Raw genomic sequence first — 14,619 nt, forward strand, 5'->3', positions numbered from 1 at the left:
AGCAACCCCCCCCGGCCCCCGGACTCCCCCGCCCACGGCCAAAGCCGGGGCGAGGCACCTGAGGCGGACTGCGCGCGGCGTCAGGCCGCCTGGATCGCCGACGAGGTCCCCGCCTCCTCGACGTGAGGCGAGTCTCGGAGCGTCTTTGTACCAGACCTCGATGCGTCGAGATCATCGAGGTCTGGTACAAGGACCCTCTGCTCCTCAGTGTTATCCGGTTTCCGGTTAATTGCTTCGGTCAGCCTGTGCGCGACGCGCTCCCTCTCCTGAAAGGAGAGGGTTGGGGTGAGGTGTGGTCCATTTCCGGAGAGGTCACACACCTCACCCTGTCCCTCTCCTTCCAGGAGAGGGGACCCGCGCCAGAACCCGAACGATTCAGCCGGAAACCGTATTACTTGTCGTTGAGCACCTTGATCGGGTCCGTGCGCTGGACCGGGCTCGGCTCCTGGGTGGCGCTGCTGGCGCCCTTGCCCGCGTGCGGATCGTCCGGCTTCTTCGGCAGCCCGGTGCCGCTCGCGAGTTCGAGGCAGGTCACCATCTCGACGTAGGACGGGAAGCCGCCCGCCTCGAACTGCTTCTCGCACTGGCGCTTGGCGGCGGGCGAGAACTCGCCCCAGCGGCGCTTGACCTCGTCGCGCGAGGCGCGCTCGGAGCGCAGGCAGCCTTCCTGGCTGGCATTGTCGCTGACGCTCGCGGAGGCCGCCGATTGGCAGGTCCGGTTGATGTCCAGTTGCGGCGGCCCGCTCTCGGCCTGCGCGGCGGCACCGAGGAGCAGGAGGGCGAAGGCTCCGGTGAGGAGGACGGGCTTCGTCATGGTGGGCGGTCTCTCGAGGGGATGCGATGTGCCGCACCAACGCGCGAGGCCCGTCCCCGGCACCACCCGAAAATTCAGGCGTCCCGCAGGGCGGCGTCGAGATCGGCGAACAGGTCGTCCACCGCCTCGATTCCGGTGGAGAGGCGCAGGAGATCGGGCGGGCAGGGCGAATCCGGCCCCTCCACGGAGGCGCGGTGCTCGATCAGGCTCTCGACGCCCCCGAGCGAGGTGGCCCGCTTCCACAGCCGCACCCGCGCCGCCGTGGCGATCGCCGCCGCCTCGCCGTCCCGCACCCGGATCGACAGCATGAAGCCGAAGCCGCCCTCCATCTGGCGGGCCGCCACCGCGTGGCCGGGATCGTCCGGCAGGCCGGGATAGAGCACGTGCGAGACGCAAGGATGCCCCTGGAAGCGGCGGGCGAGCTCGGCCGCCCCGGCGGATTGCGCCGCCACACGCAACGGCAGGGTGCGCAGCGAACGCATCAGCAGGTAGGCCTCGAACGGCCCCAGGATGGCGCCGCCGCCCGAGCGGATCGCGGCGAGACGCTCCCAGAAGGCGTCCGGCGTCGCCCCGGCGAGCACGCCCGCCACCACGTCGGAATGGCCGTTCAGGATCTTGGTGGCCGAGTGCATCACGAGGTCGGCGCCCAGCGTCAGGGGCCGGGTGTGGATCGGTGAGGCGGCGGTGGAATCGACCGCGAGGCGCGCGCCCGCCGCGTGCGCAAGGCGGGCGGCCTCGGCGATGTCCGTGACCGTCCAGAGCGGGTTGCCCGGTGTCTCGATCCAGACGAGCTTCGTCGTGCCCGGCCGGATCGCTCGCGCCAGGGCGGCAAGGTCGTCCATGTCGACGAAATCGACCGCGATCCGTCGGCGCGGCATCTCGGCGCTGAGCCAGCGCTTCAGGCCCCAGTACATCACCCGGGGTGCCACCACGTGGTCGCCGGGCTCCAGGGCGGTGAAGACCGCCGTGGCCGCCGCCATGCCGGAGCCGAACAGCAGGGCGCCGGCCGCCGCGTCCTCCAGCATCGCCAGCACCGCTTCCGCCTCGCGCACCGTGGCGTTGTCGGGCCGGGCATAGGAGAAGCCCGAGCTGTAGCCGTTGTCGGGATCGCGCAGGAAGGTGGTGGCCACGTGCAGCGGCGCCACCACGCCCCGGGTCACGGAATCGACGCGGCCGAGGGCCTGGGCGGCGAGGCTGCGCTTGGCGAAGGCGGGCGGCGCATCCGAAGACCCGGTCGGCGCGTTCGGTTCTGACAGAGGGTCGGCCATGCAGCGTGTCCGTGAGGTCGGGGTCTGATTGACCCGCCCTCGCAGACCGGTGCACGGACCGCAAGCCGAAGCGTCGCCGCTCCCTCCCAAGGGCGAATCACCAGACCGGATCAAAGGCAAGGAAGACCGTTCGTCATGTCCCGTGCGACCGCATCGTCACCGATCCACGTTCCCGCCGCGCCGGCCCTCGCCCTGCCCTGGCGGCTGGCGGCGGCGATCCTGCCCGTGGCCGCAACGGCCGTGCTCGGCTCGGCCGCCACGGGGCCGAACATCGAGGGCTGGTATGCCGGCCTGACAAAGCCGTCCTTCAACCCGCCGAACTGGGCGTTCCCGGTGGCCTGGACGATCCTCTACGCGATGATCGCGCTCTCGGCCTTCCGGATCCTGGGGGCGAAGCCGCGCAGCGGCCCGACCGTGGGGGCGTGGCGCCTGACGCTCGCCGCGTTCGCGGTGCAGCTCGCCCTCAACGCCGCCTGGACGCCGACCTTCTTCTCCGCCCACGCCCTCGGGGCCGCCCTGGTGGTCTCGGGCGCGATGTGGGTGATGATCCTCTGGACGATCCGCCTGTCCTGGCGCTTCGACCGGGCGGCGGCGTGGCTGCTGGTGCCCTACGCCGCCTGGGTCGGTTTCGCCACCGTGCTTACCGGCGCGATCTGGCGCCTGAACTGAGGCGGCCGGGACGGCCTACTCCGCCGCCTCGACGAAGACGGTGCCGGCGCGGGGGAGGTCCAGGGTGTCCCAGGTCTCGGTGAGCGCGGCCGTCAGCTTCGCGATGCGGGCATCGTCGTGGAAGGGCGAGGGCGTGATGCGCAGGCGCTCGGTGCCACGGGGCACGGTGGGGTAGTTGATCGGCTGGATGTAGATGCCGTGGTGCTCCAGCAGATGGTCGGCCGCCGCCTTGCAGAGTTCCGCGTCGCCCACCATCACGGGCACGATGTGCGTCTCGGTGTGCAGGACCGGCAGGCCGGCGGCCTCCAGGGCCGCCTTGGTGCGGGCGGCCTGACGCTGATGCGCCTCGCGCTCGCTGGTCGAGCGCTTGAGGTAGCGGACCGAGGCGATGGCCGCCGCCGCGATGGCCGGCGGCAGGGCGGTGGTGAAGATGAAGCCCGGGGCATGACTGCGCACGGCGTCGCAGAGAACCGCCGAACCGGTGATGTAGCCGCCGACGCAGCCGAAGCCCTTGGCGAGCGTGCCCTCGATCACGTCGACCCGGTGCATCACCCCGTCGCGCTCCGAGATGCCGCCGCCGCGCGGGCCGTAGAGGCCGACCGCGTGGACCTCGTCGAGGTAGGTCATGGCGCCGTAACGCTCGGCGAGATCGCAGATCGCGCCGATGTCGGAGACGTCGCCGTCCATCGAGTAGACGCTCTCGAAGGCGATCAGCTTCGGGCGGTCGCCCGCCGCGATCAGCAGTTCCTCCAGATGCGCGAGGTCGTTGTGGCGGAAGACGCGCTTCTCGCAGCCGGAATGGCGTACGCCCTCGATCATCGAGTTGTGGTTGAAGGCGTCGGACAGGATGAGACAGTTCGGAATCAGCTTGGCGATCGTCGAGATGCCGGCCTGGTTCGAGACGTAGCCCGAGGTGAAGACGAGGCCCGCCTCCTTGCCGTGGAGATCCGCGAGCTCGCGCTCGAGGTCGACGAGCGGCGAATTGTTGCCGGCGATGTTGCGGGTGCCGCCCGCGCCCACGCCGCAGCGGGCGGCGGTGCGAGTCATGGCGCCGACCACGTCCGGGTGCTGGCCCATGCCGAGGTAGTCGTTCGAGCACCAGACGGTGATCTCGGAGGTGCCGCCGTCGGGCTTGCGCCAATGCGCGGTCGGGAAGCGTCCCGCGATGCGCTCGATATCGGCGAAGACCCGGTAGCGGCGCTCGCCGTGCAGGCGGTCGAGGGCCGTGCGGAAATGCGACTCGTAGTCCGTCCGGCCCGGGCCGCTCGTACCGGTCTTACACCCCTGCCGAGTTTCCTGGCCCGCTCCCTGCTTGGTGTCGCTGATCTTGATCGTCGCGGGCATGCGGTTCACGGGCATCCGTCCTTCACGCTTGGGCTGGGTGGCCGGCGGTGGAGTCGCGGCCTCTGGCGGGATCATTTCCACGCGGACCCTCGTGCGGGGGGCCCTTTGCTGCAATCGGTCTCGTTGGCGAGCCTGGCGCGCACTCCGACGGAGCCGCGGACGACGCCCGCCCGGTTCCGGGTCTCCCCGACGCCCGGGTTTCCCCGATGCGGTGGCGACGATACAGGCGAACTTGGAATTGGTTCAAGTCGACATCCGCATTCCTGGTCTGCATCCATGGGCCGGGGGATGCAAAGCCGGCACGATGCCGTGGCGACGATGCGTCGCGCGGGCCTTCCCGGCACGCAGCGCATCGCGCTATGCCGATCCGCCAGCGAGACCCGACGCGATCCATGACGGACGACGAGACCCGGACCGAGGACACGGCCGCGCCGAAAGGCGCGCCGAAGAGCGCCGCCGAGCATCGGGCCGAGCGCCTGAAGGCGGCCCTGCGCGACAACCTGCGCCGTCGCAAGGCGCAGGTTCGCGGTCGTTCCACGGGTCCGGCCGGCTCTGACGAAACACCCGATCCCGAGGGTTAAGCAGAATCGGGGACCGCGAACCTCCTTTTCGACAAAACTTGGCTATAACGGCGTCTTCGGCAGTGGGACGGCCCGCGTCCCGATGGATCAGAATTTCGGATGTCTCGCGCCTCGACGCGCTGAGAGCGCCGCGAGCGAGCTTAAGGTTTCAAGAACGATGGACCGCATCAACATCATCGGCGGCCGGCCGCTGCACGGGGTGATCCCGATCTCGGGCGCCAAGAACGCCGCGCTGCCCCTGATGATCGCCAGCCTGATGACCGGCGAGACCCTGGAACTCGGCAACGTGCCGCGGCTGGCCGACATCAACGCGCTCCTGCGCATCCTCGGCAACCACGGCGTCGACCACATGGTGGTGGGCAAGCGCCCGGGCCAGACCACCGAGACCGGCCAGACCATCCGGCTCACCGCCTCGAACGTCATCGACACCACGGCGCCCTACGAACTCGTCTCCACCATGCGGGCGAGCTTCTGGGTGATCGCGCCGCTCCTCGCCCGCTTCGGCGAGGCCCGCGTCTCGATGCCGGGCGGCTGCGCCATCGGAACGCGCCCGGTCGATTTGCTGCTGATGGCCCTGGAGCGCCTCGGCGCCACCGTCGAGGTCGATGGCGGCTATGTGGTCGCCAAGGCCAAGAACGGCCTGCGCGGCGGCGAGATCCACTTCCCCAAGGTCACGGTGGGCGGCACCCACGTGGCGCTGATGGCGGCGGCGCTCGCCAACGGCTCGACGCTGATCGAGAACGCGGCGCGCGAACCCGAGGTCGTGGACCTCGCCGCCTGCCTCACCAAGATGGGCGCCCGCATCGAGGGTGCGGGCACGCCGCGCATCACGATCGAGGGCGTCTCGCGCCTGCACGGCGCCCGCCACGACGTGCTGCCCGACCGGATCGAGACCGGCACCTACGCCATGGCGGTGGCGATGACCGGGGGCGACGTCACCCTGGAGAACACCCGCGCCGACCTGCTGCATTCGGCCCTCGACATCCTCGCCACCACGGGCGCCGAGATCACGAGCGGCGTCGACACCATCCGCATCCGCCGCAACGGCGGCGGCATCGCGGCGGTCGACGTCACCACCGATCCGTTCCCGGGCTTCCCCACGGATCTCCAGGCGCAGTTCATGGCGCTGATGACGCTCGCCAAGGGCCAGTCGAACATCCGCGAGACGATCTTCGAGAACCGCTTCATGCACGTTCAGGAACTGGCCCGCCTCGGCGCCAAGATCCGGCTCGAAGGCGATCTCGCCATCGTCGAGGGCGTCGACCGCCTCAAGGGCGCACCCGTGATGGCGACGGACCTGCGTGCCTCCGTTTCCCTCGTGATCGCCGGGCTGGCGGCCGAGGGCGAGACCAGCATCAACCGGGTCTACCACCTCGACCGCGGCTTCGAGGCCCTGGAGGCCAAGCTCGCCCGCTGCGGCGCCGAGATCACCCGCGTCCGCAGCTGACGCGCGGGCTCTCCTCCCGGTCCGGGAGGAGAGCGAGGGTGGATCAGCCGCGGATCTCGCCGCGCTTGGGGCCGAAGCCGGGGATCATGCAGCGGCACTGCGAACCCCAGGGCTGCGGCTCGGTGATGCAGTTACCGCGCTGGGTCAGGCAGAGGCGTCCGAAGCGCTCGCCGTAGCCGCGGCGGGGGCCACGATCGTAGCGGTCCTCGAAGTCGCGGCGGCGCTCGTAGCGATCCTCCTCGTAGCGGCGCTCGAAGCGGCGGGGACGGTCGTCGTCGCCGTAATACTGGGCGCTGGCCTCGAAGGCGCCGAGGCCGGTGCCGAGCGTGGCCGCGGTGGCGAGGGCCAGGATGGCGTTTCTGATCGTGCTGCGCTGCATGGGATGCTCCCCTCGGATGCTTCAGGTGGTCGCGCCCGGTCTAGCGGCGGCGCCCTGAACGATCCCTGAGGAGCGATCCCCTCGAGCGAACAGGCGCGTCACGACGCGGACCACCGGGAGCAGCACCCGCGCGAGGCGGATCTGGCCGGGCAGTTGCCGGGGTCCCAGCGGACGATGGACCAAGCGCGGGCTGGCGCGCTCGGCCTCGGCCACCGCGTGGCCCGCGAGCGGATGGGCGGCGATGCGGGCGATCGCATCCGGCGGAATTCGCAGGGCCCGGGCCCAGCCGCGCTCGGTGCCGAGGCGGCCCGCCGCGTGCAGCCGGCGCAGGCGGCGGCGCCAGACGTAGCGGTACAGCGCCCGCGGCACCGGTTCGAGGCGGGCGTCGCACAGGCTGTCGGGCTTCTCGCAGCGCGCCCGGATGGTGTCGGCGACGCCGCCCGGCGCCCGGCCCACGAGGCGCCCCGACACCGTGACGAGGATCGACGGATCGTGCCGGACGTGCAGCCCCTGAGCGAGCAACAGCGCCACGAAGGCGCCGTCCTCGCCCAGCGCGATCGCGGGCATGCCGCCAACGGCCCGGTAGGCCGCGACGCTGACGCTCAGGGTGGCGCCGATGGTGGTGCGGTGGCAGGGCCAGGGATCGTGCGGATCGGGGTCGATGCGCGCCTCGGCCTCGGTGAGGAGGTCGCTGTAGATGTCCTCCCGGTCGCCGCGCCAGTGCAGGGAGGGCGGCAGCAGGGCGCGCTCCTCCGCATCGAGCTGGATGCGCCCGGCCACCGCGTCGGCGCCCCGGTCGAGGGCGGCCCGGTTGCGCGCGACCCAGTCGGGCGGAACCAGGCTGTCGGCATCGGTCGACAGGATCATGCCCTCCTCGCCGAGCCACTCGGCCGCCCGGTTCATGGCCTCGCGCCGGGCCCAGCCGGCATGGGCGCCGGCATAGGCGACGTGGGTGACGCGGACCGGCACCGACATCCGCGGCACGAGGTCGGCGACGATGGCCTCGGTGGCGTCGGTGCAGTTGTTGAGGAACAGGACCACGCCGAGGCTGCCCGGCGGGATGCCGGTCTGGGCATCAATCGCATGCAGGCAGGCGGCGATGCGCTCGGCCTCGTTGCGCACGGGGATCGCGACCACCGCGCGAACCGTGGCGGCGGCCTTGGGCGGGCAAGCCTCGCCGGGGAGGGACAGGGATGCGGCCGACACGTCACGACTCCGTTCGCCGGCGAAGGTCCGGCGCAGCGACGCGTCCCTAGCAGGTTGGCCGAGCGGGACAATGGCGGCGGACGGATCCGCGAATTCCGCCCGCCTGTTGCCGTGGGCGGGCCGCCTCGCTACCTACGGCTCCCACACCGCGAACGGCCGAGCCCGCACCCGGGTTAGGCCACCGACAGGAGCGCGACACCCGATCATGGAGCTTCTCAGGCTCGCCGCCCTCGACGCCGAAGACCTGGGCGTCATCTCCGCCCACCTGCAGGACGCGATCCTGAAGGCGAGCGACCTTGCCTATCTCGGGGGCCAGCACCGCTTCGTCCTGGTGGCGCGCCGCTTCGACTGGTCGGTGGAGGAGGGTGCGCCGCCGCGCCGCCGGCTGACGGGCATGCATTTCGACCGGGTGCTGCGGGTGCGCAGCCGTGGCATCACCCCGGGCACCGACTCCGACGCGCCCCTCGAACTCCTCGCCATCACCTTCGAGCCCACCGAGGCGCCCTCCGGCACCGCCACCCTGGTCTTTGCCGGCGGGGCGGCGATCCAGCTCGACCTCGAGTGCATCGAGGTGCAGCTCAAGGATCTCGGGCCGGTCTGGGAGGTGGAGGGTCGGCCCGACCACGAGGCCGCGGCCGCCGGCCGTGCCGCGATCGCGGGAAAGGCTGCCGAGGAAAACACCGCCAAGGGAAACGCCTGATGGTCCGCCTCGATTCCCGCGACGCAGACTTCGCCGAAGCGTTCACGCGCCTGCTCAGCGTCAAGCGCGAGATTTCCGAGGATGTCGACGAGACCGTGCGGGGCATCATCGCCGGCGTGGTCGCGGGCGGCGACGCGGCGCTGGTCGACTACACCCGCCGCTTCGACCGCTTCGGCGAGGATTTCACGGTCGCGTCCCTGCGGGTGACCCCGGCCGAGATCGAGGCCGCCATCGCGGCCTGCCCGGCGGACGCCCTGGAGGCGCTGCGCTTCGCGGCCGGGCGCATCGAAGCGTTCCACGCCGCCCAGGTGCCGGGCGACCACATGGCGACCGACAGCCTGGGCGTCACCGCCGGCTGGCGCTGGACGGCGCTCGAATCCGTCGGCCTCTACGTTCCCGGCGGCACCGCGAGCTATCCCTCCTCGGTGCTGATGAACGCCATTCCGGCCCGCGTCGCCGGTGTGCCCCGCGTCGTCATGGTGGTGCCGATGCCGGAAGGCACGATGAACCCGCTGGTGCTGGCCGCCGCGCATCTTTCCGGCGTCGACGAGGTCTACCGGGTCGGGGGCGCCCAGGCGGTGGCGGCCCTCGCCTACGGCACCGACACGATCGCGCCGGTGGCCAAGATCGTTGGCCCCGGCAATGCCTGGGTGGCCGCGGCCAAGCGCCGGGTCTTCGGGCAGGTCGGCATCGACATGATCGCCGGCCCCTCCGAGGTGCTGATCCTGGCCGATGCCCATGCCAATCCCGACTGGGTGGCGGCCGACCTCCTGGCCCAGGCCGAGCACGACGCCGCGGCCCAGTCGATCCTGATCACCGATTCCGCGACGCTCGCCGACAACGTGGCGCAAGCGGTGGAGCGCGCGCTGACCACCCTGCCCCGGGCCGAGATCGCCCGGGCGAGCTGGCGCGACTACGGCGCCGTCGTGGTGGTGCGGAACTTTGACGAGGCGGTGCCGCTCGTCGACCGCCTCGCCCCGGAACACCTGGAGATCGAGACCGCCGACGCTGAGGCGCTGGCGGCCAAGGTGCGCAACGCCGGGGCGATCTTCCTCGGATCGCACACGCCGGAGGCCATCGGCGACTATGTCGGCGGCCCCAACCACGTCCTGCCCACCGCCCGCTCGGCGCGGTTCTCCTCCGGGCTTGGCGTCCTCGACTTCATGAAGCGCACCACGATCCTGCGCTGTGACCCGGCGGCCCTGCGGGCCCTGGGACCCTCGGCCATCGCGCTCGGACGGTCGGAGGGCCTGGAGGGCCACGCCCGCTCGGTGGCGATCCGCCTCAACCTGTGAGGGCCTGATGTCCGGCGCGGCCAAAGCGAGCGAGCCCAAATCCCCCCACCGCCTCGCGGTGGTGACCCTCGACGAGGAATCGATCGGCCGGGGCAATCCGGACCAGGAGCACGAGCGCGCCATCGCGATCTTCGACATCCTGGAGGACAACAGCTTCACGATTCCCGGCCGCGAGGGTCCCTACGCCCTCACCCTCGGCCTCGTGGAGAGCAAGCTCGCCTTCGTCATTAAGCGCGAGGACGGCGAGCCGGTGATGACCCACCTCCTGTCGCTGACCCCGTTCCGCCGGGTGATCCGCGACTACGAGATGATCTGCGAGAGCTACTACAACGCCATCCGCACCGCCTCGCCGACCCAGATCGAGGCGATCGACATGGGCCGGCGCGGCCTGCACAACGAGGCCTCCGACCTGCTGCGCCAGCGCCTGGAGGGCAAGGTCGACCTCGACCACGACACCGCGCGGCGCCTCTTCACCCTGGTCTTCGCCTTGCACTGGAAGGCTTAGAGCCGCGATCCCTCCAGAAGTGCGAGGCTGAGACGACCGGATGGCGGACGCGACCGGCCCGAAGAAGACGCGCGTGCAGTCGGCCCTGTTCATGTGCAACTTCAACGCCGTGCGCTCGCTCGCGGCGGAGGCCATCGCGCGCCACTACTTCGGCAAGTCGATCTACGTGCAGTCGGCCGGCGTGCGCTCGGGCGAGCCGGCCGATCCGTTCATGGTGGCGGCGCTGGACGAGATCGGCATCGACGCGGCGCGCCACAAGCCGCGCACCCTCGCCCAGTTGGAGGAGTGGGAGGGCCTGAACTTCGACCTCATCGTGACCCTGGCCCCGGAGGCCCACCACGCCGCCCTGGAGCTGACCCGCACCAACGCGGTCGAGGTCGAGTACTGGCCGACGCCCGACCCGACCAACATCCAGGACGGCACCCGCGAACAGCGCCTCGACGCCTACCGCGACGTACGCGACGGACTGGTCTACCGGATCAAGATGCGGTTGAAGGGGTGAGCCGCCGGATCGACGTCACCGGGCCGTAGCTGTTCGCCTGGATTCGGGCGACGGCCTCTCGCAAGGGCTCCACCGCCACCGCCATGTGGTGGCCGTTGGCGTGGATCAGGCGGGTCGCGTCGAGCATCAGTCCGACATGGCCGCGCCAGAATACGACATCGCCGCGCCGCAGCCCCTCGAAGTCCAGGGGCAGGGCCTCGCCGAGCCCGCGCTCCTGCTGGTCGGCGTCCCGCGGCGCCGCGATTCCGGCCTGCGCGAGGCAGAGCTGGAGGAGCCCGGAGCAGTCGAGGCCGAGGCTGGTGCGCCCACCCCAGAGATAGGGCGTCCCGACGAGGCGCTCGGCGGTGGCGGCATAGTCGGGCTCGACCGCCGCGAGGGGGACGCAGTGGCCGGCGAAGACGTAGCCGCCCGCGATCCGCAGATAATCGCCGACGGTCTCCGTCGCGCGGATGCGGGCACCCAGGGTCAGCCAGCCACTGGCGGGCTGCTTCAGGTCGGGACCGGGATAGAGGAAGCTGCGCAGGGCCGTGACGCGGTGCGTCGGCGCCACGGCGAGGCCGAGGGCCGCCTCGGGCAGGTAGCCGACATAGCCGTCATGGGCGAACTGGACGAAGACGAAGCCCTCCTCGGCGCCGTAGGCGGTCACCGTATCGCCCATCACCGCCTCGGTCTCGATGCCGGCATCGAAGCGGGGCGTCCGGCGCAAGGGGGCGGCGGGTACGACGACGGAGCGTTCCTCGCCCACGACGTAGCGCTCGGCCTCGACGTGACCGCGCAGGCGCGCGTCGGCGATCTCGGGCCGGGCCGGAACGAGGCGAGGGTCGGAGAGATCGAAAGGACAAGCCTGCATGGCTCCGACTATCCGCCCCAGGCGACCCGATCGCAACAGGCTGCGCGTGCCCCGCGCCGAGCGCGGCATTTCGACGCTTGAATCTGCCCAATCCACCGGCAGGGCGCTTTGCAGCCATGCAGGCCCCTTCGCGGGCTCGACGATGGCCCTGATCGAAAAGCCATCACGCCGCCGCGATGCACCGGACGCGCGGGTCGCCCGCGAGCGTGTGCACTGCACAAACCGCCGGATCGCGTCTATGTTCGGGTGATGCCCCATGCGAGTCGCGCCGTGAAGAAGACCTCGAAATCCTTTCAGGATCTCCCGCCGATCCGCGTGCGGCGCGAGCCGCCGACCATCCCCGAGGCCGTCGCTGCGGCCCAGGACCTCGCCGACGACATCGAGCAGCAGGTGGAGATCGCCGCGGGCCTCATCGGCCTGCCGGCGGAGGAGGTGCGCGAGCACGTCGTCGCCGCTGCCAAGGCCAAGCCCGAGCGTCCCTCCGAGCGGATGCCGGAGCGCATCCTCACCGCCGCCAGCCCCAGCCGGGCGCCGCGCACCGTCATTGTCGAGCGCCGGACCCGGCCGCCGGTGGTGGTCGAGCGGCGCGGACGCCCGCCGATCGGGCGCCCCTGAGCGCAGGACCGGATTTCGTCCGGCCCGGGGTTTTAAATCCTCTACCAGTCCAAAGTCTTGCCGGTGTAGTCGAGATAGGCCGTACTGGTCCGTCCGAGCTGGCCCTCGATCACGTCCACCATGCCGGTGACGCTGGTGGCGACGTCGATGTCGGCATCGGCCCCGCCCATCTCGGTGCGGACCCAGCCCGGATGCAGCAGCAGCACGCCGAAGCCCGCCTCCCGGTGGCGGATCTCGAAACTGCGCACCAGGGTGTTGAGGGCGGCTTTGCTCGCCCGGTAGGTCTCCCAGCCGCCGGACTCGTTCAGGCCGACGCTGCCGAGGATCGAACTCATGAAGGCGACGAGGCCGTTCGGTGCGAGTCGGTCGAGGAAGGTTTCGGCGAATCGCACCGGGCTCACCGCGTTGGTGAGATAGACCTGGGCGGCGACCTCGCGCGGCACTAGGTGCAGCGGCTCGTGGGCCTGCGTCGCCACCCCGGCCACCACGAAGATCAGGTCGAAGCTCTGGCCCGCGAGGCGGTCGTGCAGGGCGGCCACTGCGTGGTCGTCGTCAATGTCGGCGGTCTCGACCGTGAGGGCGTCGGAGGTCAGGGCGGCGAGGCCCGGGGAGCGCGAGCGCTGGGTCGCGGTCACCCGCCAACCGCGCTGGAGGAAGGTCTCGACGAGGCCGAGCCCGAGGCCGCGCGAGGCCCCAACGATGAGCGCATTCTTCTGGGGTGCCATGGTGCTCCGTGTCTCTGGTTCGCGGAAGGGCCGCCCGCCCGGGGGCAGCGCCGCCCATCCCTCGAGGAGGAGGTGTACGGAAGAGCGGGTCCGGCAATCCGCGCCGCTTTCGCCGAGGTGCGCCGGCGCACCCGCGCATCCCTCAATCCGCCGTCTGCACCGACCAGGTCGCGTGCTCGATGCCGGGCATCCGCGCCAGGGCCGCCACCACCGCGTCGAGTTCGGCACCGGCCACCGCCGTCGCCACCAGGGTCGCCACCACCTCGACGGTGTCCTCGCCCCGCTCCACCACCTCGATGCCGCCGACGGGGTACTGCGCCGCCTCCAGGCGCTCGACCAGGAGGTCGCGGGCGGGGCCGGCGCCCTCCGCCTGCACCGTCACCTGCACCTCGTAGGTCGCCTCGGTCTGGCTCTCGTCGATGGGCGCGCGGTTGATGGCGTTCACCAGCGGCCGAAGCAGGGTGTTGCCGGCCAGCACCGCCGCCGTGACGAAGGCCGCTTCCAGGGGGAAGTCGGCCCCCGCGAAGGCCCCGACGGCGGCCGAGCACCAGAGGGTCGCGGCGGTGTTGAGGCCGCGCACGTTCATGCCCTCCTTCATGATCACGCCGGCGCCGAGGAAGCCGACGCCCGAGATCACGTAGGCCACGGTGCGGGTGCCGCCCGCCGCCCCTTCGAGGCGCATGCCGAGGTCGACGAAGGCGGCCGCACCCACCGCCACCAGGACGTTGGTGCGCAGGCCCGCCGTGCGCTGGCGATATTGCCGCTCGGCCCCGATCAGGGTGCCGAGCCCGAAGGCGACGATGAGGCTGACCGCCGAGTTGACGGCTTCGGGCATCGGCCCGGACAGGAAGGGGATCATCGCCCTGCCCTGACGCGGTCCCGTGACGGGACCATGACGGTGCGATCCGGATCAGGCCTGCGGGTAATCGGAGATGCCGCCATGCGCCGCCGACCACTTGGCGGGCTCGTGCAGGAAGCTCTCGACCTCGGCCAGCACCTTCGGGTCGAAGTGGCCGCTCTCCTTGGCGACGCTGAGCACGTCCCACCAGGTGGTGAGGTAGTGCAGCTGGATACCGAGGTCGGCCATGAGTTCGCGGCTGTTGGGGAAGATGTCGTAGAAGAACATCACGAAGCAGTGGTCGACCTGGGCGCCGGCATCGCGCAGGGCCTTGCAGAACAGCGCCTTGCTGCGTCCGTCGGTGGCCAGATCCTCCACCAGCAGCGTGCGAGCGCCCTCCACCACCTCGCCCTCGATCTGGGCGTTGCGGCCAAAACCCTTGGCCTTCTTGCGCACGTACTGCATCGGCAGCATCAGCCGGTCGGAGATCCAGGCCGCGAAGGGGATGCCCGCGGTCTCGCCGCCGGCCACATGGGTGATCGACTCGTAGCCGATGTCGCGCACGATGGTGGCGGCGGCGAAGTCGTTGAGCGTCGAGCGCAGGCGCGGATAGGAGATGATCTTGCGGCAGTCGATGTAGACCGGGCTCGCCCAGCCCGAGGTGAAGGTGAAGGGCTTGTCCTGGTAGAAGTGCACCGCCTTGATCTCGAGAAGCATCTTGGCCGCCTCGCGGGCGATCACGGCGCGGTCGATCGGCAGGAAGGAGGTCGTCATGCGCGGGTTCGCTCTCGTGCGGGCGGCGGGCGCGGGCTTCCGTATCCGGAAGGGGCCTCGCGTCCGTCTGAAGGGAGGGTTCTCCTTCCCGCCAACCGTCCGGGGCG

At 71.1% G+C, this 14,619-nt stretch carries 17 protein-coding genes; 8 read left to right on the forward strand and 9 right to left on the reverse strand.

Annotation, left to right across the window (positions count from 1 at the left end):
• Positions 1-391: 391 nt before the first annotated feature.
• The gene (locus MKK58_RS14795) at positions 392-814 is read right to left on the reverse strand and encodes a hypothetical protein (RefSeq protein WP_243912769.1); all 423 of its coding nucleotides are present in this window, start codon (positions 812-814) and stop codon (positions 392-394) included.
• A 74-nt stretch (positions 815-888) separates the two neighbouring features.
• The gene (locus MKK58_RS14800; RefSeq protein WP_243912895.1) at positions 889-2,070 is read right to left on the reverse strand and encodes a trans-sulfuration enzyme family protein; all 1,182 of its coding nucleotides are present in this window, start codon (positions 2,068-2,070) and stop codon (positions 889-891) included.
• Between the two features lie 147 nt (positions 2,071-2,217).
• Here MKK58_RS14800 and MKK58_RS14805 point away from each other — a divergent pair, with 147 nt between their 5' ends.
• On the forward strand, positions 2,218-2,751 hold the full coding sequence (locus tag MKK58_RS14805; protein WP_243912770.1) for a TspO/MBR family protein: 534 nt from the start codon (positions 2,218-2,220) through the stop codon (positions 2,749-2,751).
• Positions 2,752-2,766: 15 nt separating this feature from the next.
• On the opposite strand, the gene hemA is transcribed toward MKK58_RS14805, so the two are convergent.
• Positions 2,767-4,110, reverse strand: a complete 1,344-nt coding sequence (gene hemA / locus MKK58_RS14810; RefSeq protein ID WP_243912771.1) for a 5-aminolevulinate synthase — start codon at positions 4,108-4,110, stop codon at positions 2,767-2,769.
• Positions 4,111-4,487: 377 nt separating this feature from the next.
• Here hemA and MKK58_RS14815 point away from each other — a divergent pair, with 377 nt between their 5' ends.
• A complete protein-coding gene (locus tag MKK58_RS14815) occupies positions 4,488-4,676 on the forward strand; it encodes a hypothetical protein (protein WP_243912772.1) in 189 nt (62 codons plus the stop codon).
• A 157-nt stretch (positions 4,677-4,833) separates the two neighbouring features.
• Positions 4,834-6,123: a UDP-N-acetylglucosamine 1-carboxyvinyltransferase gene (murA, locus tag MKK58_RS14820; protein ID WP_243912773.1), complete on the forward strand. Its 1,290-nt coding sequence runs from the start codon at positions 4,834-4,836 to the stop codon at positions 6,121-6,123.
• 43 nt (positions 6,124-6,166) lie between these two features.
• On the opposite strand, the gene MKK58_RS14825 is transcribed toward murA, so the two are convergent.
• Positions 6,167-6,502 carry a hypothetical protein gene (locus MKK58_RS14825; protein WP_243912774.1) on the reverse strand — a complete coding sequence of 112 codons (336 nt, stop codon included), beginning with the start codon at positions 6,500-6,502 and terminating at the stop codon, positions 6,167-6,169.
• A gap of 21 nt (positions 6,503-6,523) precedes the next feature.
• A complete protein-coding gene (locus MKK58_RS14830) occupies positions 6,524-7,708 on the reverse strand; it encodes a glycosyltransferase (RefSeq protein ID WP_409565251.1) in 1,185 nt (394 codons plus the stop codon).
• A 205-nt stretch (positions 7,709-7,913) separates the two neighbouring features.
• Here MKK58_RS14830 and MKK58_RS14835 point away from each other — a divergent pair, with 205 nt between their 5' ends.
• The 4 genes from MKK58_RS14835 to MKK58_RS14850 are packed head-to-tail and all read left to right on the forward strand — an operon-like array spanning position 7,914 to position 10,710.
• Positions 7,914-8,408: a DUF2948 family protein gene (locus MKK58_RS14835; RefSeq protein WP_243912775.1), complete on the forward strand. Its 495-nt coding sequence runs from the start codon at positions 7,914-7,916 to the stop codon at positions 8,406-8,408.
• Positions 8,408-9,703 carry a histidinol dehydrogenase gene (gene hisD, locus MKK58_RS14840; protein WP_243912776.1) on the forward strand — a complete coding sequence of 432 codons (1,296 nt, stop codon included), beginning with the start codon at positions 8,408-8,410 and terminating at the stop codon, positions 9,701-9,703. The genes MKK58_RS14835 and hisD overlap by 1 nt, the downstream gene beginning before the upstream one ends.
• 7 nt (positions 9,704-9,710) lie before the next feature.
• Entirely contained in the window at positions 9,711-10,208 is a 498-nt protein-coding gene (locus MKK58_RS14845) for a UPF0262 family protein (RefSeq protein ID WP_243912777.1), read from the forward strand.
• Positions 10,209-10,248: 40 nt separating this feature from the next.
• Complete coding sequence (locus MKK58_RS14850) at positions 10,249-10,710, forward strand: low molecular weight phosphatase family protein (RefSeq protein ID WP_243912778.1); 462 nt, start codon at positions 10,249-10,251, stop codon at positions 10,708-10,710.
• Here the strand turns inward: MKK58_RS14850 and MKK58_RS14855 are convergent.
• The gene (locus tag MKK58_RS14855) at positions 10,688-11,560 is read right to left on the reverse strand and encodes a C40 family peptidase (RefSeq protein ID WP_243912779.1); all 873 of its coding nucleotides are present in this window, start codon (positions 11,558-11,560) and stop codon (positions 10,688-10,690) included. The genes MKK58_RS14850 and MKK58_RS14855 overlap by 23 nt on opposite strands.
• A gap of 249 nt (positions 11,561-11,809) precedes the next feature.
• On the opposite strand from MKK58_RS14855, the gene MKK58_RS14860 reads away from it, so the two are divergent.
• Positions 11,810-12,175, forward strand: coding sequence for a hypothetical protein (locus tag MKK58_RS14860; protein ID WP_279578389.1), 366 nt, complete (start codon positions 11,810-11,812; stop codon positions 12,173-12,175).
• Between the two features lie 41 nt (positions 12,176-12,216).
• Here MKK58_RS14860 and MKK58_RS14865 read toward each other — a convergent pair whose 3' ends face one another.
• The 3 genes from MKK58_RS14865 to MKK58_RS14875 form a co-directional block, all read right to left on the reverse strand.
• Positions 12,217-12,900, reverse strand: coding sequence for an SDR family oxidoreductase (locus tag MKK58_RS14865; protein WP_243912781.1), 684 nt, complete (start codon positions 12,898-12,900; stop codon positions 12,217-12,219).
• 142 nt (positions 12,901-13,042) lie between these two features.
• On the reverse strand, positions 13,043-13,759 hold the full coding sequence (locus MKK58_RS14870) for an MgtC/SapB family protein (RefSeq protein ID WP_243912782.1): 717 nt from the start codon (positions 13,757-13,759) through the stop codon (positions 13,043-13,045).
• Positions 13,760-13,810: 51 nt separating this feature from the next.
• Complete coding sequence (locus tag MKK58_RS14875; protein WP_243912783.1) at positions 13,811-14,512, reverse strand: orotate phosphoribosyltransferase; 702 nt, start codon at positions 14,510-14,512, stop codon at positions 13,811-13,813.
• Between the last annotated feature and the right edge of the window lie 107 nt (positions 14,513-14,619).

This window comes from Methylobacterium sp. J-078, from assembly GCF_022829285.1.
Lineage (GTDB): Bacteria > Pseudomonadota > Alphaproteobacteria > Rhizobiales > Beijerinckiaceae > Methylobacterium.